Source organism: Pseudomonas putida (assembly GCF_028682395.1).
GTDB classification, from domain to species: domain Bacteria; phylum Pseudomonadota; class Gammaproteobacteria; order Pseudomonadales; family Pseudomonadaceae; genus Aquipseudomonas; species Aquipseudomonas putida_AB.
Map to the genome: position 1 here is coordinate 261748 of NZ_JANHLC010000006.1, position 21363 is coordinate 283110.

The 21363-nt window shown below is 59.8% G+C and carries 26 protein-coding genes; 1 reads left to right on the forward strand and 25 read right to left on the reverse strand.

Annotation, left to right across the window (positions count from 1 at the left end):
- Positions 1–25: 25 nt before the first annotated feature.
- The 17 genes from NPS46_RS16520 to NPS46_RS16605 form a co-directional block, all read right to left on the reverse strand.
- On the reverse strand, positions 26–385 hold the full coding sequence (locus NPS46_RS16520) for a hypothetical protein (RefSeq protein ID WP_274108933.1): 360 nt from the start codon (positions 383–385) through the stop codon (positions 26–28).
- Complete coding sequence (locus NPS46_RS16525) at positions 382–2262, reverse strand: DUF2793 domain-containing protein (protein WP_274108935.1); 1881 nt, start codon at positions 2260–2262, stop codon at positions 382–384. The genes NPS46_RS16520 and NPS46_RS16525 overlap by 4 nt, the downstream gene beginning before the upstream one ends.
- Complete coding sequence (locus NPS46_RS16530; RefSeq protein ID WP_274108938.1) at positions 2259–3839, reverse strand: phage tail protein; 1581 nt, start codon at positions 3837–3839, stop codon at positions 2259–2261. The genes NPS46_RS16525 and NPS46_RS16530 overlap by 4 nt, the downstream gene beginning before the upstream one ends.
- Entirely contained in the window at positions 3836–4420 is a 585-nt protein-coding gene (locus NPS46_RS16535) for a hypothetical protein (RefSeq protein WP_274108940.1), read from the reverse strand. The genes NPS46_RS16530 and NPS46_RS16535 overlap by 4 nt, the downstream gene beginning before the upstream one ends.
- Positions 4420–5343: a hypothetical protein gene (locus NPS46_RS16540; RefSeq protein ID WP_274108942.1), complete on the reverse strand. Its 924-nt coding sequence runs from the start codon at positions 5341–5343 to the stop codon at positions 4420–4422. Before NPS46_RS16540 ends, NPS46_RS16535 begins: the two co-directional genes overlap by 1 nt.
- The gene (locus NPS46_RS16545) at positions 5340–6371 is read right to left on the reverse strand and encodes a hypothetical protein (RefSeq protein WP_274108944.1); all 1032 of its coding nucleotides are present in this window, start codon (positions 6369–6371) and stop codon (positions 5340–5342) included. Before NPS46_RS16545 ends, NPS46_RS16540 begins: the two co-directional genes overlap by 4 nt.
- On the reverse strand, positions 6368–6790 hold the full coding sequence (locus tag NPS46_RS16550; RefSeq protein ID WP_274108946.1) for a C40 family peptidase: 423 nt from the start codon (positions 6788–6790) through the stop codon (positions 6368–6370). The genes NPS46_RS16545 and NPS46_RS16550 overlap by 4 nt, the downstream gene beginning before the upstream one ends.
- On the reverse strand, positions 6768–7682 hold the full coding sequence (locus tag NPS46_RS16555) for a DUF2163 domain-containing protein (protein WP_274108949.1): 915 nt from the start codon (positions 7680–7682) through the stop codon (positions 6768–6770). The genes NPS46_RS16550 and NPS46_RS16555 overlap by 23 nt, the downstream gene beginning before the upstream one ends.
- A complete protein-coding gene (locus tag NPS46_RS16560) occupies positions 7679–8272 on the reverse strand; it encodes a DUF2460 domain-containing protein (RefSeq protein ID WP_274108950.1) in 594 nt (197 codons plus the stop codon). The genes NPS46_RS16555 and NPS46_RS16560 overlap by 4 nt, the downstream gene beginning before the upstream one ends.
- A complete protein-coding gene (locus tag NPS46_RS16565; protein ID WP_274108951.1) occupies positions 8272–10812 on the reverse strand; it encodes a phage tail tape measure protein in 2541 nt (846 codons plus the stop codon). The genes NPS46_RS16560 and NPS46_RS16565 overlap by 1 nt, the downstream gene beginning before the upstream one ends.
- Before the next feature lie 286 nt (positions 10813–11098).
- The gene (locus NPS46_RS25410) at positions 11099–11332 is read right to left on the reverse strand and encodes a phage tail assembly protein T (RefSeq protein WP_425312752.1); all 234 of its coding nucleotides are present in this window, start codon (positions 11330–11332) and stop codon (positions 11099–11101) included.
- Between the two features lie 11 nt (positions 11333–11343).
- Positions 11344–11775 carry a phage tail assembly chaperone family protein, TAC gene (locus NPS46_RS16575; protein ID WP_274108953.1) on the reverse strand — a complete coding sequence of 144 codons (432 nt, stop codon included), beginning with the start codon at positions 11773–11775 and terminating at the stop codon, positions 11344–11346.
- A gap of 9 nt (positions 11776–11784) precedes the next feature.
- Complete coding sequence (locus tag NPS46_RS25415) at positions 11785–12516, reverse strand: phage tail tube protein (RefSeq protein WP_425312748.1); 732 nt, start codon at positions 12514–12516, stop codon at positions 11785–11787.
- 67 nt (positions 12517–12583) lie between these two features.
- On the reverse strand, positions 12584–12952 hold the full coding sequence (gene gp17 / locus NPS46_RS16590; RefSeq protein WP_274108954.1) for a tail completion protein gp17: 369 nt from the start codon (positions 12950–12952) through the stop codon (positions 12584–12586).
- 2 nt (positions 12953–12954) lie between these two features.
- Entirely contained in the window at positions 12955–13479 is a 525-nt protein-coding gene (locus NPS46_RS16595) for an HK97-gp10 family putative phage morphogenesis protein (protein WP_274108956.1), read from the reverse strand.
- Positions 13472–13807 carry a phage head closure protein gene (locus NPS46_RS16600; RefSeq protein ID WP_274108958.1) on the reverse strand — a complete coding sequence of 112 codons (336 nt, stop codon included), beginning with the start codon at positions 13805–13807 and terminating at the stop codon, positions 13472–13474. Before NPS46_RS16600 ends, NPS46_RS16595 begins: the two co-directional genes overlap by 8 nt.
- The gene (locus tag NPS46_RS16605; RefSeq protein WP_274108960.1) at positions 13807–14148 is read right to left on the reverse strand and encodes a head-tail connector protein; all 342 of its coding nucleotides are present in this window, start codon (positions 14146–14148) and stop codon (positions 13807–13809) included. Before NPS46_RS16605 ends, NPS46_RS16600 begins: the two co-directional genes overlap by 1 nt.
- Positions 14149–14227: 79 nt before the next feature.
- On the opposite strand from NPS46_RS16605, the gene NPS46_RS16610 reads away from it, so the two are divergent.
- A complete protein-coding gene (locus NPS46_RS16610; protein ID WP_274108962.1) occupies positions 14228–14575 on the forward strand; it encodes a hypothetical protein in 348 nt (115 codons plus the stop codon).
- Positions 14576–14662: 87 nt separating this feature from the next.
- Here the strand turns inward: NPS46_RS16610 and NPS46_RS16615 are convergent, their stop codons facing one another.
- From NPS46_RS16615 to NPS46_RS16650, 8 genes are all read right to left on the reverse strand, one after another.
- On the reverse strand, positions 14663–15859 hold the full coding sequence (locus NPS46_RS16615; protein WP_274108964.1) for a phage major capsid protein: 1197 nt from the start codon (positions 15857–15859) through the stop codon (positions 14663–14665).
- Positions 15860–15928: 69 nt separating this feature from the next.
- Complete coding sequence (locus tag NPS46_RS16620; RefSeq protein WP_274108966.1) at positions 15929–16792, reverse strand: head maturation protease, ClpP-related; 864 nt, start codon at positions 16790–16792, stop codon at positions 15929–15931.
- Between the two features lie 2 nt (positions 16793–16794).
- Positions 16795–18096 carry a phage portal protein gene (locus NPS46_RS16625; protein WP_274108968.1) on the reverse strand — a complete coding sequence of 434 codons (1302 nt, stop codon included), beginning with the start codon at positions 18094–18096 and terminating at the stop codon, positions 16795–16797.
- A 150-nt stretch (positions 18097–18246) separates the two neighbouring features.
- The gene (locus tag NPS46_RS16630; RefSeq protein ID WP_274108970.1) at positions 18247–19935 is read right to left on the reverse strand and encodes a terminase large subunit; all 1689 of its coding nucleotides are present in this window, start codon (positions 19933–19935) and stop codon (positions 18247–18249) included.
- A complete protein-coding gene (locus NPS46_RS16635; protein ID WP_274108972.1) occupies positions 19936–20424 on the reverse strand; it encodes a terminase small subunit in 489 nt (162 codons plus the stop codon).
- 163 nt (positions 20425–20587) lie between these two features.
- Entirely contained in the window at positions 20588–20902 is a 315-nt protein-coding gene (locus tag NPS46_RS16640) for an HNH endonuclease (protein WP_274108974.1), read from the reverse strand.
- Positions 20902–21075 (reverse strand): hypothetical protein, encoded by a 174-nt coding sequence (locus NPS46_RS16645; RefSeq protein WP_274108976.1) that lies wholly within the window; start codon positions 21073–21075, stop codon positions 20902–20904. Before NPS46_RS16645 ends, NPS46_RS16640 begins: the two co-directional genes overlap by 1 nt.
- Entirely contained in the window at positions 21072–21362 is a 291-nt protein-coding gene (locus NPS46_RS16650; RefSeq protein WP_274108978.1) for a hypothetical protein, read from the reverse strand. Before NPS46_RS16650 ends, NPS46_RS16645 begins: the two co-directional genes overlap by 4 nt.
- Position 21363: the final 1 nt, after the last annotated feature.

Below are 21363 nucleotides of genomic sequence, written 5' to 3' on the forward strand. Positions count from 1 at the left end.
CGGGTGCGGTGTTCGGCGCGGGGCGTCAGCTTGGGCGGATCGGCCGCTTGCTCATGTCGGGGAAGTCAGGGTTGCCGTCCTTCCAGTCGCGCAGGGCTAGCCAGTAGTCCTGCCATTGCTTGGCGGTGCCGGGGATGGAGGTGTCGCCCATCTCGGCAATGGCGATTCGGTTTTCCCGGGCAAGGGGCATTTCAGTGTCGCGCCATGCGTCTTCAATCTGACGGGTGACCGTGGCGCTCGGCCCCCAGCCGGGGAACAGCCATTGTTGGTCAGCATGGATTGGCGGCGGGCTCTCGATCTCGATGGCGTCCGCTGGAAACTCAGCGCCCTCACCCACCGCGCCGAGGTATTTGCCTGTCTTGTCGATAAAATAGTGAGTTTTCATGTTCTGGCCTTCAGGATCAGTCGCCACTTGGCGGGGGTAATAGCCACGGTAGTCGCTGAGTTCTTTCGCAGAACGAAGAAAGCACCCGCCGCATTTCCGAACCGACAGTTCAAGGCAGTGGCCGTGGCGCGAATGGAAATACCGTAGTTGTAGGCATAGTCCACTGCGAAGTGGGGAACCAAGACGGCATCCCCAACCGCGTACTCTGCATCAGCCTCCTTGCAGACGATCCAGACCGAAAGGCTCGACGGCTCTGCTCCCATTAGGTGAAGTAGGTCCAAAGGGCCGCCCGGGGTTATGACCTGCTCTGGGGACACGTAAGACTTGAAGGTGCTGGCATCGGTGATGTTGAGTTTTGTATCTAGCGCCGCCTGTATGTCGGCCTGGTTCGACAGGGTGCCGCCTATACCACCCCAAACCAGGCTGCTAGCATCAGTTACCAGCGCCCTGCCATTGGCGCGCACATAGCCCACGCACTTCCAGTTACCGGCGCCCAGCGACTCAAACCCGGCCACGTCACCCACTGCGGTCACGATGTTGGCCGCTCCGGGCAAGATCAGCTTTGTCGCGCTGTGCGTCAGGGTCAGTGCACCGCCGAAGATCAGCGTTCGCCGGGCGCCCGCCGCGATCGTGCCAAGACCGGTGATCGTTGTGGTGCCGGCGATGTTGATCGTGTTGGCCGCGGCTGCGCCGATGTTGACGGTCGATGCGCTGGCCAGGGTAACCGCCGGGGCGTTGTTTAGCGCGCCGGTCAGGGTGCCACCAGACAGCGAGAGCTTTTCAGCCAGTGCCGTGCCCAGGGCTGTGATCTGGGCTTGGAGCTTGCCCAGGCCGGACAGCACCGTATCCGTCGCCGAGATGGCGGCGTCAGTCGCCACTGACAGGCCTGCCAGTGCCACAGCGCGCACCCGGGCCGCCGTGAAATAGAGGTTGCTGGTGCCCTCCGACAGATCATCCGTGCTAGCCGGTCCGCCCATGGCTGGAAGCTGCGAGGCTGGAACCTTGCCGCCGGCATCCAGGCCGGCAACACCGTTCGCAGCACCGACCTTGGCGGTATCGACCTTGTTGTTTAGAGCGGTCGCCAGGTCAAGCTGATCAGCGATATCGCCGCCGATTGCGCCCCAGGTCGACGCCCCGCCACCACCGGAGGCCGATGCCCAGGCCGGCACACCGCCGATCATGGTCAGGACGTAGCCATTCGTTCCCCCGGCCAGGCGCAGAGCGGCGCCCGAGTCGCCACCGATGATCAGGTCGCCTTTGCTCGTCATCGGGTTGAGTAGCCCGGCAGCCCATTGGATGGAGCCCGCCAGGTAACTGAGCACATACCCGGCTGTCGCTGGAGCGGGCAGTGCCACCGGTGCACCGGCAGGGCCACCAATGATCATCTGATTCGCCGCGGTCATGGGGTTGGCCATCCCGCCCCCGCCGCCTCCACCACCTGGAATGGTGATAGTCACCGTACCGTCGCCATTGTCCGCAACGGTGACGCCCGCCCCTTCAAAGTCCATGGCCGATGCCGGCGTGCCATTCACCGCCACGCTTGCCTCGGCCTGGATGGGCAGCCACGCTGCCCCGCTGCGGGTGTACAGAATGCCGCTGGCCAGGTCCAGGGCCAGGCGGGCGTCATAAAACGACCAGTAGCCATCGAGGAACCGGGCCAGCTTGCCCGCCTTGCCGGCCCAGGCCCCGCTGGGGGCAATGCCGACAATGTGCCGATCACCCTCGGCTGGACTGGCCGGAGCAGTGTCCGTGTTGACCGTCAGCACGGCAAGCTGCAACAGGGCATCGATCGTGTTGATCGACTCGTTCAGCCCCGCGGCCGGGTCAATGGTGTTCTCCGGAACAAACGGAATGCTGTTGTTCGCGCTGGCACTCATACGGTCACCGTAATGGCCGGGCCTTCGCCCGTGATGGAATTGATTTGGCGCACGATCACATCACCCGAGGCATACGGAATGCTCAGGGAGAGGTTCGTGGTTTCGTAAGTGTTGCTGCCCAGCGATACCCGGTAGCCGGTGAAGTAGCGGCCCATACCGACACTGGCCCCGCCGCCCGTGCGGCCGACGCCCTGCCAGGACAGCAGCAGCTCGGCACCGACCCGGCGGGCCTTGAGATAGGCCGGCTCGCGCTCCTGCTGCGATTCGCCGGCGAAGGTGACCGTCATCGTAGGGCCGCTGGTCAGGCCGTAGGAGGTAACGCGAAAGGTCAGCGGCCGGCCCAGCTCGAACAGCTCGGCCTCGACAAAAGCCAGGTCGACCCGGTCCATTAGGATGAAGCGCTCGCCGGCGGCATGCTCCACCGCGCCCGAGCCTTTACGCCCGCGCAGCAGGCCACCCAGCTCCCAAGTCTTTTCGCCGATCTGCTCGACCGTTGAGAAGTTGATCAGCTCATCGCCGATCAGGGCCAGGTTGGTTCGGTTTTGCATTTCGGTCTGCGTGGCCGCGATCAGCTCCATGTCGCCGCGCAGTAGCTCAACGGTGATGACGTTGCGGTCATCGCGGTAAGCAGCAGTGTGCGCGGTGCACGGGGACAACAGCTTGCCCATCGTGGCATTCGACTCAATGCCCGAAGAGGAAATCCAGTTCGCGCCACCGTCCTTGCTTAGCTCCACCACGGCGCCGGACCAGCTCATCGAGTAGCTCGACACCGCGACGTAGTAGCCCAGATCATCGTCAGCCGAGCGCAGGATGTGCGAGTCGATGAATTCCATCACCGAATCGCTAACCACCAGCCCCGGCGGTTCTGACGGCACCGCTGCCGGCACGCCCTTGATGTTCGAGGTGTAGGCTGAGGCCCGATCGTGGGTGGCCTTATAGTGCTGCTGGCCATCGTCGATCTCGATGTCGGTGATGCGAAACCGATCATCGTCCAACATGATCACATCGCCAGCGACCAGCTCAAGCCAGTTATCCCCCAGGGAAAACTCCACCTCTCCGTACTGCTCTTCGACACTGATTTTATGAGCGATCACTACGGCGCGCGCAGCATCGTCGGCTCGCATGATGACCGTGGACTCAGTGCTGCTCTCGCCCTTGGTGCGACTATCAATACTGCGCTCGGACGTTTGCTTGTCGGTGGTCAGACCACCTTCAGTGTCGTAATACTCCAGGTTGACCACGCGCGGGATAGTGATGCTGTCGCGACGGCTGAGCTTCTCGATCTCCTTGCCGTCATCCACCAACTCATCACGACGGATAGAGGCCACCGGCTTGCCGCCACGGGGAATGAAATGAAGCTTGCCGTCGTAACTCGTCGGATCAAAGGGAATGACCGAGGACAGGGTTTCGATAGCGATCGCCGCAGAGTGGGCACTGTTCGTCGAGAACCCATCGATGTAGCCGTCCAATTGGCCAACATCAATAAGCTCGAATGGCAGGCCCGCCCGCTCGCAGATATCCGCGATGATCGACGGCAACGTCCAGCCGCACAGCAGCGGCTCGTCGGGCTGACTCATTTAGGGACCTCGAACATGAACTGCAGGCGAAGCTGCCGATTGAGGCCGACCTTAATCAGGCCGGTCTTGATGCCGCCGGCCAGCACGCGCTCGACGAGAAAGCGCTCGCGCTGCTGGCGATAGCACAGTTTCTCGTCCCGCACGTAAGCCAGGATGATGTCGTTGTTCTGGTTGTTGCCGCTGGCAATGACCCGCTTGTCGTCGAGGGTGATACGCGGGGTAATGATGCCGGTGCCGATCTCGGTGATCACCATGCGGTCGACGCCAGAGTCGTACCACCAGATCTTCGATACACCGTCCTGCACATAGGCCAGGGCCGGGCGCATGCTCTGATCGAAGGTCAGGCTGATTTCCGTCATGCCCGGCGCCGAGAACATCACAAACTCGTCGGTGTTCGGCGCATCGACCCAGACCTTGTCATTGATCAGGCGCGCCCGCCAGGCCTGGTACAGGAGACCCGCAGAAGGGTCTTGAATGGCAATCCCGCCATCTTCGTAGTCCAGCAGCTTCGTGATGCTTTTGGCTCGCGCACCGGCAAAGCGTGAAGCGACCGCCGCCGATGAAAGCGAGTTGCTCGGCATCATAGAGCTTTGCGCGCCCAGGTCGTGCGCACCGTCAAGGTCAGGACCTTGGTGCCATCCTTGGGAATATTCGGCGTGAAGCCAATTTGGTAGGCTCCCATGCCCTGCTTGTAGTGCACCGCGCCGATACCGCCTGACAGGTTCCCCTGTGTCAGGCCGAAAGTCAGCGTGCCCTCTCGCGTAAAGGAGTCGTTCGAATAGGGCAGATTAGCGGAGGTCGCACCGTGCGCTGGCGAGCCGCTGGGAAACGTGGTGATTGCACCAATGGTGCCGTTATAAGCGATCCCGCCCGCCCCAACGGTCGATAGCAGCGCGGCCTCTGGAGCCGTCCAGCCCTCGCTTGCCGAGACAAAAGACACATTGCAGGCGCGGCCCACCCACTCATAGTTGTCGCCCGCCAGCGTAATGACCCCGGTCTTGTCGATGAGCGGTGGGTACGCGCGAAACTGGTAGGTGACATCGAGCACTTCATCTGCCAGAACTGTCAGAGTGGTAGGCGCCCCAGCGGTATCGACGATCAGCGCTCGACTGAACAGGCCGCCCGTCGAAGCCCATCCCACGCCTACTTCGGTCAGGTTTCCTGTTGCCGACCCAGCAGAAAACCGAAAGGTTGCCGTGTTGGAGCAGTAATAGGGGGCTGCCGATTGCGCAGCGGTTCTCCTGCTAATCACGTCAGGGCTGCTGGCCTTGCGCGCACCCAGTGCAGTATCAGTCGGCAGCGGCGAAGCGCTTGAGGTCCCCACCTGGCAGATGGCCAGCCAGTCATCGGCGGACGCCATGCGGTTCAAGCCGGCATTGGTGATCAAGTTGCGAAACGGCGGCAGTGCCTGGCGGCGCGTTCCAGGAATTTCGTTACCCTGGGCGTCCACCTTCGCGATCTCGATGCTGTACCAGCCTTCTACTTCTTCAACAATTTCAATCATGCCAGGCTCCCGCCAACAAGCATTGCCCCGGCGGCATCAACGCCTTCCAGGGGATACTTCTGATAGTTGATCAATTTGATATCCAGGCTTGCGCTACGCAGGTCGGCCCCCCCGACATCTGCCGCTTCGGCTGGCGATGAATAGCCGTGTTGGATAGTTCGCAGGCTGCCCGCAGTGAGGTCGGCACCCATGGCTGAAACGCTCTCGGATAGAGAGGTGGTCACCAACAGCTCGCGCAAACTGCCGCTTACCACCGTTGGCCCACCGAATTCAGCGCGTTCCTCGATCAGCGCTGCCGGCCCAGGTCTAAGCCCTAGGCCAGTGATGCCAACCGCAGTGATCTCTTCGGCCGCATACGGCTTGGAGGTCAGCACATACCCCTCGGCCCGCTCGACCTCGAACAGCCATTGCGGTACCGCCGCTCCCTGGTCCGTCAGGTCTTCATTGAGCGCGACCATGTAGGCCGTGCCGCGATAGGCCGGCACGTTGTCCATTCCCCAAATGGCTTGCAGGTCGGGTGATGGCATCTGGTCCCAGCCACCCAGGTACAGACGGAATGCCTTCAAAAACACGCCATTGTTCGCGGCTCCCCAGGCGGTACCGCGACCGTCGTAGACCAACTTGTTATTACGCCAGATTCGTGCAAAAGCAGTAATCGGCCCCTCGCACACGCCAATAGCGTAAGTTCGATAGGCGTGCTGGGTACGGGTCTCCTGAGTTTGTTTCTTTTTGCCGCCCCCCTTTCCCGTGGACGCCCCTTCGCTAAAGCTAGAGACCCAGATCAGGACCGGCGCCTGGCAGTGGATCAAGTTGCCGCCGATTGGCCTGACTCGCCCCCAGATAATCGCTCTCGGTTCTGACTCCTTTGCCGTCTGCTGGCTTAGCTCGCCGATTGATTGGTACTGCGCCTCAAGAGGCTTGGTGGTTAGGCCAAGCATCTTGTCGAGCTTGACGTCCATGCCAAAGCTGGTGAACCGATCGATCTTGCCGAAGACCGAGTTGCTACCGAAGATCAGTGAGCTACTCATGGCCAGGGCCTGAAGATGCGGATAATGCGCCGGCGCCAGGCCGGGTCGATGCCGTGTTCGGTGACGCTGATCTGGCTGTAGCTGTGAATCAGCGTCAGGCCCAAGTCGTTGTAGCCGATCAACCCGACATGGGAAGGCTCTGTATCGCCGTCCCAGGCCATCAGCACCACGTCGCCGGCCTGCAGGTCCTCCACCGGTTCGCCGAAGTGCTCGAGCATTTCGCGCTCCAGGCCATCCATGTGCGGCGTGCGGCTGTAGTCAATCCGGTCGCGCATCACAACCCCGCCGGCGGCCATGGCCAGCACCACCAGGCCGATGCAATCGATACCATAGGCATTGCGGCCGCGGTGCCGCCACTTGCACCCCAGGAAGGTGCGAGCCTCGGCAATCGCCGCATCAATCGACAATGGCTGATCCACTCAAACCTCCAAAGACCTGTGAGCTAGGCGTCATCGTCTCCAGGCCGTCACCGACCGGGATGTATGGCTCGCCCTTGTAGTTGATTAAGTTGCCGTAGAGCGTGCAGTAGCTCGGCGACTTGTTGCAGTCGCGGCGGATCTCGAACTGATGGCCCGGCTCGATCACGAACGGCGAAGGCTCCAGCAGCGCAATGGTGTGGCTCGCGGCGCTGTAGGCCTCGACCTGGTACAGGCGGGTCGAACGGTTGGGTCCGCTCAGCCAGCGCAGACGCCCGGGCACCGGCTCTTGATCCAGCACCAGGCCGGATGCCGCGAACACCACCTTGGGCTCGCTGCCCACCGCGGTGACCGCCCCGCTTCGCCACATCGACTCCGCGCGGACCCCGCACCCGGTTTGCGTGTTGGCCGGCGTGCCGAACGTCGCCCGGCAGCGCCGCGACCAGACATGGCCAATGCTCTGCTTGAGGCGCATGGCGTAGCTCAGCAGCTCGGGGATGTAGACCGACTCCCCCACCACGTTCACTTCGCCGATGTCGCCGGCATCCATGACCATATGCCCCATGGACAGGTCCGCCCAGTTGACCAGGCGCAACTCCCATTCGGCGTCATCCAGATCGCCCGCCAGGGCCATTTCCAGGGAGACGCCCGGCACATCGACCGACAACAAGGCCGTGGCCTCGGCGTTATCCACCGACAGCCCGGTATCGGTGGCGATCACCGACGTGTCAAAGCCATTGGCCGCGATGTACAGCACGCCGTCGTAGTCGACGTTTCGATCCAGGGTCGTCAGGCCGAAGACCTGGCCACTGCGCAGCGTGAGCCGCAGCAGGCGGCACGTCGTGGTCACTGGCTGTTTCAGGTGCGCCTGCAGCGCGGGAGGGATATTCCTCACAGGCGCACCTCCACCAGGTCGACATCAGCTGTCAGCACAAAGCCCTGGCTGGTCCGTGCGATCGGATCGACATCAAGCCGATCAGACTCAAACCGCACTGGGATATCGAACTCGCCCGACCAGGTGATCGGCTCCCCCGGCGGTGCCGTCGCCGTAACGATCCCGGTCGCGTAATCCACCGTGGCCTGGATCGGCTGGCCGTCCTCATAAACCACCACCGTTCCGGCGACCGGCTTGGAGATCGGCCGCGCCAGACTCACCGGGCCAAAGGGGTAATGCTTGACCAGTTGATACTGGTGCGGCGCCCCCGTGCCCAGGCCAAGCACCTCGCCCTCGGCCTGAAAATCCGTCCAGTCCTTGAAGCGAAAGGCAATCAAGCTGCCCAGGCACGCCATGTGAGCCCGACGCACATCCTGGTGATGCTCGGGCCTGATGGCGTCATAGGACACGCTGTAGCGACCCAGGGGCCGCGTCCAGTTGGCATTGCGCCGCTCATGGCCCGATCTCAGCGTGACAACGCGGGTGTTGAACTCCTGCCCGAACTGCGAGCCATACGACACGCAGTCCAGGAGACGGGTCTCGTTGAACATTATTTGAGCCTCGATGCCTGTCGCTGTTTGCGTGAAGAGGCCGCCGCGATTTGATTCGCGGTTCGGTTGTCCGGAAGACCGGAGACATTGATGGTTTGGCTAATCAAACGGCCGTCGCGCCGCGCGGAACCCGTGCCGCCTGCCTGATCTCGCTGAATGTTAGCCAGAGTGGCGTCAAGCTTGGCGCTTGTCTGGGACGTTGTTACCCGTTCTCCCTTCTCGAGCAACCATGTGCCGGTCTGCGGAACAGAGTCGATACCGTCATGCGCCATACCCGTCATAGCGGTAACCCCGACAGCCGCCGCAAGCGGCGTGGTCACTGCGAGAGCAGCGGCCATTGCGCCTGGCGCCGCAACGGGTCCGACGATTGGAATGGCCGCTGTCGAAGCAAACGCAGCCAGCCCAGCCTGTAAGGAAGTGGCCTGAGCGTTGGCTGCCATAGCGGTTGCGGCGCTAGCCTGCGTGGCCTTGCCGGTCACCAGTTGAATCGCCTGAGTGATAAGCCACTGAGCGGCAACCTGAGCAAGCGCATTCACCATGCTCCTACCAAAACCGACTGCGACGTTTTCCAGTGTCTCGCCGAGCGTCTGGCCTTCAAGCGCCATGGCTGCGATGTTGTCACCGAAGTTTGCGGTCACGTCCTGAAGCATTGAGCTAGTGAAGTCAGCGGCCTGCTGCTGATAGTCCAGCGCGGTATCGCGATAGTTTTCCCAGGCCGAACTAACACCGTCCAGCCAATCGTTCTGCGCCTCGTCCAGTTGCTCGTAATACTCCTGCTGGATCTCCAAGCGCTCATCAAGAGACTCTTTCAGCAGCTCAGTTTCGCTGTTGTATAGCTCTTCGCTGATATCGCCTGAGTTGAGTTGCTTTTGCAGCTCCGACATCTGGCTGTTGAAGTCCTGACGTATTGCGAGAAACTCTTTAAGGCGCTCCTTGTACTTATCACCACTACCGGCGCCTGCCAGAGCAAGATCAAACCCATCCTTGGCAGTGTTGTTGCTCTCGTCGAGGCTGGCACCGAAAGAAGCGAGCTTTGCAGCGTCCTCGTTGGCCTGCTTCAGCTTCTTGCGCACATCCAGCTCGGCGGCCAGCTCGCGCAGACGGTCCTTCTGTTGCTCGCTCAGCCCGATCAGCTTGCCCGACTCGAATTCGAACTGAAGCTTTGCGGCCTCGGTGGCGTTCTTCCGGGCGTCGGTGCTGGTATTAATCAATTCAATCTGACGTTGCAGGTCCGTCTCAGTTGAACTGAAAGCACTTTGGATTTTCTTAGCGGCAGCCACAGCTTCGGAGGCTGCCTTCTTCTCCGCAGCAAGCTTCTTTTTGGCGGCTTCAGGATCAACGTTTGCGCCAGTCCCGAGAGTTGTGGTCTGCGTTGTCTCCGCGATCTCTGCGGCAGCCTCTTTGGCCTTTGCGACATATTCCTTGAAGCGATCCCCGGCGAGCGGGGCTTCAAGGTTGTGCTTTATTTCTTCTGCAGCCTGACCAGCCACATCGAAGCTGATCTTCGCGGACGCAGCCATCTGGGCTGCATCTTCCTTGAACTTTTTGGAGGTATCCCCGAACGATAGCTGGGAAAGAGCTGCGGAGCCGCTAGAGCCCAGCTTCTGGATATACCCCGCCGCAGTCGAAAATGTCCCGACCAGGGTATTTGCGATGATCTTGAATACTCTGGTCACGCCATCACCGGCGCTAACAACAAATGCCGCTGCATTCAGGATGCTTTGGCCTAGCTCGCCGACCTGGCCCTTGAGCCCGCCAGCCTCCTTCGCTGAGCTGTTCACATCTTTAGTGAACTGGGCCAGGACCGGCAAAAACTCTGCGGCCAGCATTGTCCTGGCTGAAGAAATGTACTGCTGAAGGCCAGACAGCTCTATCCCAAACTGCTTTGCCGCAGCGATGGTTTTCTCATCCAGTACGACGCCGGTGTCCAGTGCCGCCTGGCCTAGCTCATCAAAAGCCTTGCCTCCATTCCTCAGCAATGGGACAAGAGCCGTGGAGTCGTTGGCGATGGCCTCCATATAGAAGGTCATTTCCTTCTGATTGACATTGGCCTTTTCCAGGCTTGTCACATACAGCGAAAGCGCCTCTTTACTGTTCAGTTTTTTGAAGCTGTCAGCCGTCACGCCGACTTTCGGCGCTATGTTGTCAAAGAAGTCCTTCAGCGCGCCGCCGCCAGTGCTGGCGAAATCACCAAGCTTGTCGTTGGTATCTTTTAGGATGTCGGAAAGTTTGTCCTGCTCAACCCCAACACTACGGGCGCCCGCCGCATACTTTTGGAATTCAGTAGTGCCGAGCCCTGCCAGCGCCGCTTGGTTGGATATCTCTTTGGCTGCGCCGACTGAAGAAACGACCATAGCACTCAAAATGGCGGGGATGCTTCCGATAGCAACGCCCACACCCTTGGCCAAGCTGTCGAACGACTTCGCCATCTCGGCGTTGCGCTGCTTCGCAGCCTGACTGGCCTTATCGAGAGGACCAGTGAAAGCCCCGATCCTTGCAACCAGATCCAGGGTCAGAGTGCCCAGTGACTTCGAAGCCATTCAATTTCTCCGGGCGAAAAAAAACCCGCAGAAGCGGGTCAGAGGTTATGAAAAAAATCAGCCGTGATTCCACCAGGCAGAGAATCTGCCAAACGCATACAGGCCCAATCCAACCACCGTCGAACCTAGCCCAAAACCTGGACTTTCCGAGCCGATCATAGAAATTACACCGACACAACAAAGAGCTCCGCCCAACAGCATAAGGCCCTTGTATCGCTTGGAAGTCTGCTCCGTAACTACTGGTTTCATGGTTCCGTCCTCAGATCAAACCAAGACTCTATCAGCGTCAGGCCCACGCTGCCATCGCCTGCTCCAGCGTAAGCGGCTTCTCCGCATCATGCGGCATGAAGTCGGAAATCTTATATCCACCATCCTTGGTGTTTGCGTTGGCGTAGATCGTCGCCAGCAGCGCCACACCCCGCTCCACCCGCATCCCGACATTCAAAGATCCGCGAAGCGTCCGGTACTTCACCCAGGACCTAAACTCAATCAGACTCAGGTTTTCTTGAGCCTCGGCAATGGTGCGGCCTCCTACTCCGCAGAGGACGAGCTCATGCCAGAGCTCATCTTCGTCGGTGAGGGCAGCGTCTTTCCCAGGTTATTCACCTGGGCAATAACCATCATCAGCGCGACTGTTAGGCCGCCATCTAGTGCGCCAAGCCGCTTAGTGGTCTCAGGATCCTTGGCCAGCTCTACTGGATCGAGCGGGCCGTCAGTGATGTCGGTCACAGTAAATACCTGATTGCCGTTCTCGTCGCAGATACTCGCAGCGATACGGCCCGCATAGCTGTCTACTTTTCCGGTGGCCGACAACACATCGTTAACCGCCGTCTGGTAGCCAAGCGGCCGGACAAACACGGTAGCCGTTAGTTCTTGCTCGCCCTGTTTCCAGGTGATTTCCCTTTCAACCGGTCGGCCGGTGAATGCGCCGGCCTTGGTGAGCTCGTTAAGATTCAGCTTCATGACTACCCCTTAGGCGCTTTTACGAATCCAGGCGCTGCCGCCCGAGCGTTGAATGGTTGCCGCAGTAGTCACGACAGTATTGGCTGCGAAGTCGAACGGGAAGTCCGAAACATAGCCGTCGAACAGGAACCAGGTGCGAGTCTTGGGAAGAACAAAGTCGGCGCCATCACCCAGGACGGCGGAAGCCACTGCCCCAGTTCCCCCGCCACCGCCAGTCAACGCAACCGTCGGCTCCGCGGTGTAACCGGCCCCAGCATTGGTAATGGTGAAACCGGTCACTTCGCCCCCCGAGACAATCGCTGTAGCAGCCGCGCCAGTCCCGCCACCGCCCGTCAGGGCAACCGTCGGCGCGCTGGTATAGCCAGAGCCGCCACTGGTGAGGCTGATCGCAGCAATCGAGCCGGTACTGCCAACAGTGGGCAACACGCCCTTGCCATCAGACCAACCCACCACCCAGCGGATGCTCTCGATACTGTCGTCTTCGGAGAGCTGGTGCAGGCGAACGTGCGAGGCGTTGCGCGGGTCAGCGTTGAGGGTCAGCGATGCCTGGCCCGGGGTCCGCAGGCCGCGCATGTAGCTGCGCACCGTCTCGCTGAGGCAAGTCGTTTCGATCTGGTCGGCCGGGTTGCCGCCGGGCGTGAATGCGGTCGCGCACTCGATCTCGAGCACTTCGAAAACGGATGGATTGGCGACGGTAGGCGCAAGGGCAAACACCTGCGTGCCCTGGGTCAGAATAGACATGTGGTTCTCCTGCGGGTTTTCAGACAATAAAAAACCCGCACAGGGCGGGTTTGGTTGCGGTGTTGAGTTATCGCTGGACTACCCAGTCGACCTCAAAGCTGTAGCGATAGAGCCCTGTTTCGGTTTCGAGAGACTCCCCGTTGTAACCGGTTACTCTGGCGGAAAGCTCGATAGCGTATTCAATGGCATGCCCAGCGGCGCGTGCCAGTGCTGCAGTTGGTGCATACACATCAACCTGCAGACCATAGGCCTCAACATCAGGGCGACCAGCCAGAAAGTTATCCGGAGATCCGCGCACGACTTGCCAGACTGCGTACGTGCCTACAGGCTTATCTGGCGCCAGGCCGAACATATAGAGCCTTACCGGACTAGCCCCAAGAAGCGATAGAACCTCTGGATCAGCCGTGGCGACCTGGAAAATGGGCGGGTATTTCATTGTCAGGCCTTTTTCTCTGCGCGCTTGATTGCTCTATCAATGGCTCTTTCGTACTCACTGATAAAGGTACTCGTTGCAAGTTCGATGTTGTCCGCGAGCGCTTTGCGCAGGAAAGGCTGGGCTCGCATTTTCGAGGTTCCAAACTCAAGGAAGCGCCAATAAAAGGTGTCGCCCCCAGGGTTCCCGGAATCACCACCAATCTCATAGGTTCCACCCTTGCGCCCTCGGCGGGTGTAGTAGTTCTTTTTTTCCTTGGCGCCACCCAAAATACCCACGCGAAATCCAAGGTCGCCTGTCCGCCGAAACAAACTGCTGTTCCATCGAACAGCTATGTTTTTGGAGATATCCGTCGAAGTCTGTGGATCGTCAAGTAACTGAGCATTTGCCTTTGCTGCAGCAGAAACCATCCGGGCGGCTTTTCGTAATGCTGCTCGACCACCCTTTCTTTTCGTTTCCGAGTTGATTGCCTCCAGCTTTCCAAGCAGCGAGTCAAGGCCGAGCAATTTGAATTCGATTGTCTCAGCCATCCTTAAGCCCCTCGCTGCAAGGTAGAGTCAGATACTCCAAGCCGCTGGCCTTATCAGCCAACACGCCCTCAATACAGTAGATTTTGTCGCGATGAAGAATGCGCATGGTCGAGTCGACGCCCGCGCGGTACCGAATGACAATTCGAGTAGATACCTTGGATTGAACAGCCGCTGCCGCAATAAACTCCCGGGCAGAAACTGGCTCGATGCTAGCTGGGACCTTGGACCAGGCAGTTGCCCAGGATTTGACTACCTCCCCCGTGACATCATCCTGGGCAAACTGAGGCTTTTGAATATCAACTCGGTGGCGCAGTTTTCCAGATCGCATCAGATCCCCCAGCCGATTCGATACGGCGTCAGCAGAGTTCTAGACCCCAGCGGGAGCTCCGACACCCCCCCACCTATCACCACATCCTCTCGATTTTCAAAAAGACTCCCCAAAATCAAAAGGCACGCCGCACGAATCGATTGATTGATCAGGATTGGACGTTCACCTGCCGATCCGCCGAGTACAGCAGCAGCCATCGCTGCATCATCCACAAAGAACCGTCGATTCATAAACTGAGCGGCGCTGTCTTCGGCGGCTGCCAGGTACAACTCAACACCTGCCCGATCTTCCTCTTCCGCCCGCAAGTGCCTCATAGCCTCATCCGTCGGAATCACGTTCATATCAGGCCTTCGGGTTCTTGTCGGTTGCGAGACCTTTAGAAATCAGAAGGCCAGCCTCGTGTCGCGGAGATTTGTAGCCTTGGCCACCGGCCTGGCGAATTTCTTTGCCGTCCAAGTAGCTGCGCAGCGGGTAGATAGTGATAGCTGCGCCACCTGCCTCGACATCTACGTCAGCAGCGTCAGCAGCGTCAGCAGCGTCAGCAGCGTCAGCAGCGTCAGCAGCGTCAGCAGCGTCAGCAGCGTCAGCAGCGTCAGCAGCGTCAGCAGCGTCAGCAGCGTCAGCAGCGTCAGAGGCTGCGGGGCCGGTCACATCCGATGCAACAATCAGTTCGCCTGCTGGAGCCCGATCACCGTCACTATCAGTGGCGCTCGCCACACCAAAAGCCATCGCCTGAACACTTCCAGCATCGGGTTCGCCTACAGGTGACTGTGCCTTGCCCTGGTTTCCACGAGCCATTTCATCTCTCCAGAAAAAGAGGGCCGCCAAAGGGCGACCCAGGTTCAAGTCATTGAGTTAAGGGGCTACAACCAGAGGGCCAGTGACAAACGCTTCGGGGCGATAGACTGCGAACGCCAGGCGCTCTTCGGCACGAATCGTGACCATGTTGTTTTCGAAATCTTTGTCGTTCTCGGTCGAAACCAGAATTTCGATACCCATGCGGTCGAAGATCTGCGCTGCCAGGCTGAAGGCGCCGGTCAGAAACTGGTTCTGGACGATGGCCTGGGTTTCAACGACTGGCAGGTTCCACAGCCGCGGAGAGGTGCCTTCCTGTGGCTTGCCGATGAGGTAGCGATTCTCGCCATCCTTGAGCAGCTCGATAGCCGCCCAGTCGATCGGATTGAGGACAATGCCGGTCGACGGGAACTCAGCAAGCGTGGCTTGCAGCAATGCAAGGCGGATGCGGTCAATACGTTGCTCGGCCGCTACAACAACACCCGATGGAGCCGAATAGGCCTGGGCCTGCGGAATGATGCCGTGCAGATTGTTGCCAGTCCCGTTGCCATAGAGCAACTGCGCTTCCTCGGCGAGCAGAAGGCCGTAACGCGCCCGGGCGTCGATGTAGCTTTGCAAAGCTGCCGCGTCGTCGAGGATCTGACGGCTACCCTTGAACAGGTGCGCGATGGTCCGCACGTTCGCGTTTTCCAGTGCGAACTTCAGCTCACTGTAAGGCTTGGCCAGGCCTTCACCGACAATGGCTGCATTGTTGGTGAAGCCAGTTTCGCGCACGTACTCGACAGCGTTGCTGCCCGTGGTACCGGGGGCAACCAGGTCACGAATGGTCAGGCGCCGCTCGGGAGCCAAAATCACCCCCACCCGCTCGGCCGGTACCAGGGCGCCGCCAGAAGCAGGTGCCGAGGTAATCGCTGCTCGAGGAACTTCTACACGCCGGGAGCCGCGGAACGAACTACCGACGCCTTCTTCTTGCATCTTCGCCGCCACCAGATGCCCGGCGGACTGCTGGACTTCCGGATCCTGTTTTTTGTTGGCGTTTACCAACTTCTGTTCCGCTTCCTGCATCCGCGCCTGAAGCTCGCCCTGCTTGAGCAGAAGCTCGTCCACCTTGCCGCGGGTTTCCGCCTGCATTTCACCGGAGGCCTTGATCTCCTTTTCGGTTTTTTCGGCATAGGTCTTGATCTGGTCGCCGACAGCTTTCAGGTCGGCCTGGGTTTGCTTCTGGGAAGCTTCAATCTGGGAGAGATCGACTGGCATGGTGTGTTCCTTTCAGAAATGAAAAAACCGCCACTCGGGCGGTTGATAATCGATGGTGTGTACAGTCGATCAGCGGACTGGAATAAGGCTCCTGAGCGCCGACGCCTGGTATGCAGTTTCTTCAAACGCGGATAGATCAAGGGCAGCGCGAGGCATACCCGGCACGACAGCGCGAAGCGTGTCGCCGCCAGCAGCGCAAGGCGTGCCGGTCTTGATTTCGGATAGTAATTTTCGTCGTTCTGTCCTGGGCATCCCGGACTTTGCCAAGGCTGCATCCAGGCGCCGGGCGGCATGCGCCTGGGCCTGGTCCTGATCAGGGGCCTCCTTAACCTCGTCTGCAGGTATCAGCCCAGTGGCAAACCCCTTCTCTACGGCACTTGCGCCATTCATGTACGTCTCGGCGTCCAGCATGGCCTCGACGGCCTTTTCATCCTGGCTGCTGGTGTCGGCATAGAGGCTTATCATCGCGCGATCGAACTCCTCCATGGTGTCTGCCAGTTCACGAATGGCGTGGCGGTTGCCGGCGAAGTACGTCCAGCAGTTGTGGATCATCAGGAAGGCCGTCTTGGCAACTTCCCGCTTCGCACCGGCCATGGCGATCACCGACGCCGCCGACGCGGCAAGGCCCAAAACTTTGACGGTGATCTCTTGGGAGTGTTCACGAAGGCGGTTGTAGATAGCGATACCCTCGAACATGTCACCGCCCGGCGAGTTGATGTAAACCGTTACGGGCTTGTCGCCAATAGAGCGCAGCGCGGCATCCACACGCTTAACGGTGACCCCCTCGCCCCACCAATCTTCGCCGATGATGCCGTACATGGTGATGGTATCGGTGCCCGCTTCCGTGGCAGCCCGAATGTCCGGATTCCACATTTCAAGCGCACGAGGGCTCAGCTCGCAGTGAAAGCTGCCAGCCTTATTGTTCCGCGGCATAGTTACTCCTGATGCTGGCCGAGCCAGTTTTTCAAAGCCGCCTGCGCGGCCTGCCCATCGGTTGACTGCCCGAGTTGATCTATCGGCGCCAGATTGGTTTGTACGGTCAGCACTGCAGCGTTGCCGCCATGGCGTGGCAGGTTCTCTTTCACCCTGCACTCGTCGCGGGTCATGATCCCGTTCTGGGTCATCTTGCTGTACCACTCCGCACGCCCGACGCTATCAGCCTTCAGGAAAGCTTCCAGGGCAAACTCTGCGTAGTAGGTGCGACGCTCGACCGGGGTCAGCAGGCGCTTGTTCACGCATTGCTGAATCTGGCTGGTTATGGAGCTGATGCAGAAGGTCAGGAAGGCAATCATCTGCTGCTCAAGGCCGGTGCCCCAGTTACTGCCCGCGTCCGTTTTACCCACCATCCAGGGTGGAACACCAAACCAGCGGCAGACTTCCTCGGTGCTGTACGCCCGGGACTCCAGCAACTGCGCATCGACCGGGTTGATACCGATGCTTTCTGGCGTGATCCCTTGCTCAAGGACGGGGGAGCGCCCGGCATTCAGCGCGCCAGACACCTGCTTGACGTAGTCGCGAAACTCTTCGCGCTGCTCCGGTTTCAAGGTGCGATCGATTTTGAAGGCCACCGCAGGTAGCAAGCCGTTCTTGAAGGTACCGTTCGCCGCGTCGTCCGCGGACATGGCCGAGCCAAAGACATCGGCGCCGTAGCGAATCGCCGACAACCCTACCCGACCGTCAAGGCTGAAGGCCGGGATATGCAGCATGTCCGCACGCTCAATCTTTCGAGGAGCGCCCTTGCGGGGCCGAAACCAGTATTCAATCCGGCCCTCACCATCCACTTCAATATCCACTCGCGACGGCAGCAGAAAGTCCAGCGCCACGACCCGAGAGCCAATGCGGTGGATCTCTGCGAACGCATTACCGCGCAGCAACATCGCCGCCACCATGGCCTGCCAGAACTGGAAAGCCGTCATATCCTCATTGGGGCTGTTGTGGATCACGTCATACAGACCAAAGTCCCGGGCATCTTTTCTGCCACCTTCAGCATCACGCTGATAGACGCCCAGTGGCAGACCCGCCACTGAAGTGGAGATGATCCGCACGCAGGCCCAGACAGCAGAAAGCTGCATGGCGTTGTCCACGGTGACTGTCTTGCCGGAGCTGGACTGCCCACCCAGGAACTGCCCCCAGAAGCCCCCGTCGCTCAATCCTATGGTCTTGCCAAACCAATCACTGATCGACGCACTTGGCTTTCGCGCGGCCCGGTGAATGACCGACGATAGTGTTTTAGCCATCTGTCAGCCCCTTTCGCACAAAGCCCGCGATGAGAAGAAACGAGCCGGACCCTGCCAGCAGCGACCAGCCCAATCCGAACAGGACGTAGATCCCCGCCACAGCCAAGGCGAATCCGCACAAGGCCGTGAGGATGTAAACGAGCAATGGGTTCATACGATGATCGGATTCCGAATGGCGGCCATAAAATCGTCGTTGCCCCGACCTTCAGGGTTCAGAGCGATCAAGGTCACTGCGTTGAAAAGAGCCATCAAGGGGTCAATTTTTGCTGTCCCACTGGCCTGTTTGGTGATCAGGATTGAGTTGGCCCTGGGCTCGACCTTGGCGTTGCCCACGCACCACGCCATCATCGGTTGCCCGCCATGCTTCATGCCGCCTTCGGCCAGCTTGCGCTCGGCGGTTTTGATTGCCCCGCCCAGTTTCCAGCCCTGACTGATGGCAACGATTTTCTCGGCTGGGATATCGCGCTCGACCATGGCATCGTAGATCGCCCCAATCCCCACTGGGTCGACGCCCACCTTGTCCAGCAGGCCAGAATCCTCAACCTGTTCCACCAGGTCGGCCACCTCCAGCACGTCGTCACCAATGCGCAGGGAAAGCGTCAGGTTGCCGTCCTTTTCAAAGTCATGGAATCGTGGCGCCTCGGCCTTCCTGCGCTCCAGAACCGACGGGTGGGCCCAGGCATGGGTCCAGATGAGCCAGTCCCGGGTGCGCTTATCACGACCCACCGCCGCGAATCCCAGCAAGTCATCCAAACCCCCGCCATCGATACCGATATCTATCACCTCGGAACGCTCGATCAACGAATCCAATGTGAGCAAGGGCTCAGCGGCAGCGGCCCAGAAGTCAGCACCTGCCCAGCGATCCGAGCGCAACGCAAGACCAATCTCGACATTGAGGTGCTTGGACATAAAGCCGAGTATCTCGGCCTCGCCCGCCTCTTCGGCCTTCTTCATTTCCCGAATCAGGAACTTCTCGCTGACCGAATAGCCCATGTTCGGGTTGGTAACGTAGAAGTTTTCCGACTTGCGATGATCGCCGGCGTCCAGCAAATGCTTGGGAAATTCGTAGATCACCGGGAGGAAGTTGGGATCGACGATCGTCCCGTCCCGAACGCCCCGCGCATACTGCAGCTTTTCGCGAAAGACCCCGGCCGGCGGCTGGTCTGACTGCGTCGTGAGGTAGATAACAAACCCCTCGGGCCTGGATGCCAGGCCTCCCGTTGCCTCCCGCAGCATGTTCGCGGCATGTGGGTTTTTTCCGAACAAGTGAAGCTCGTCCACCAATACGACTGCGGCTTTCTTGCCGCCAACAGTGTTCTGGTCGGCGGCGACCACCTTCAAGGTTGCCCCTGACTCACGGTGAGTGATTGTGCGGATGTGATCCTGAACATGTAGCAGCGCCGTCAGTTCCTCGTCGTGCTTGATCATGTCGCGAGCTGGCGCGTAAGCGTTGTTGGCCACTTCGATTGTCGGGGCCAGGATGATGAACTCGGCTGACTGCCGCCAATTACGAATAAGCACGGTGAGCATGATCGCCGCAGCGATGGTGCTTTTGGCGTTCTTCTTACTGATCAGCAGGAGGAACTCCTGAATAAGCCGCTCGCCGGTGTCTGGGTTGTAGGCACCAAAGATCGCGCCGGCCAGGTCAATGATCCACGGCGCACAGGATTCACCAATGAGCGGACTACCTGGCGCATCAACAATGCGCAGGTCTTTCATCACCTGCAGGCAAGCTTCGGCCTCTGTAGGGTACAGCGGCGCAAAGGGAACCAGTGACTGACGGCTTAGGATTCTCGACTCCCAGTCGGGACAACTGGTGTCCCAAATGGGCTCGTTCACTTATTTCACCGATCTCAATTGGGGGGGAGCTGCAGCTCCGAATTTGCCCTTGCCCGCCACTTTGGCGGCGAGCTCTTTTTCTTCCTTCTTGCCGCCTTCGCCTTTGCGCTGATGGATGAACGGCATCAGTGCCTTCGCAGCATCAACCCTTAACTTCGGCTCAGTGCTGAAGTCGTTCATCGTGGCCAGGAGAAAGTCCTTGGGGTCGGCGAATGACAGCGCCTTAGTGACGTCGAACGAGAAGTCTTCCTCTTCAGGCATGACCTCAACTGACTGTTGCTTGCGCGCCTTCGCAGGCGGAAGGCCTTTAACATTTTTGTTAACGGGCAACTCGGCAAGAGCAGCAATGACGTTGGGGTGTTTGGCGAGTCGTGATCCGGCGACCGAAGCGCTTGAAGCCGCATAGCCAGCGGCGATCGCTGCGTCTCGATTGGACGCACCTCCCCTAACAGCCTCGACAAAAGCGCGCTGTTTGGTTGTTAACGCCATTAACAAAAAACCTGTGAGAGGGAAAAAATCTGTCCGTGAGTTGGGGTGCGGTGTCCGGAGCGAAAGGCCCCAAGGTTTCGACCCGCCCCCCCATGGTTCGCCCGGTCGGGGCCCCCATTTGGTGCAGATCCCGTTTTCAGCACGAAGCATTCGCTCTGCCGCCTCAGCCTCGCCCTTGCACGGACTCAGCAGCAGTCTTCAGCTTGTGGCAAGGAACACAGATAGCCTGGAGGTTATCGTCTTCATCAGTGCCGCCCTGGGCTAGATTGACGACGTGATCGACCTCAAGGTGGTTCGTCGTCACGCCGCACACCTGACAGGTGTACTTGTCCCGCAACAAGATGGCATCACGCTTGCGGCGCCAAGGTCGCCCGCCACGGCCGGAGCCCCAGCTATCCGCACCTTCAGCGACCGGATTAGCGAACTGCCGCGAGGCCGCCTCCTGCACCCTTGACTTGAGGGTTTTGAGTCGAGCCATTAGGTCACCTTGCTCCCATCCATGTAAGTGAATGCTTGTGCGTCAGGGTCTTGATCCTCAGCCATGGCCTGGATCAGCAGGGCCTGCTGCTCGGCCATCAACTCAAGGATCGCAGTCTGCTTCTTCTGCTCTTCAAGGATGGCCTGGAGCCCTTTGGCAATGAGCGTGCTCATGCCTCACCCTTTGCGTAGGCACACGACTGCGACTGCAGGTCAGTGACCTCAACCTCGACGATGTGCGCCTCAGCGATCACTGGCTGGATGATCTCGGGATAGACCGTGATCACTGCTACCCACAGCCCGCCTGCCTCAGCCTTCAGCTCAACTGACTGAACGCGAGCCAGCTCACTACCATCACTCAGCATCACCCTGGTGCCTTGGGCCAACTGGACGCTGCCTGGCTTCTGGTTCAGTGGGGGCAGGATCGTCACCACGTTCAAAGAGTTCTTTGGCTCGCTCATA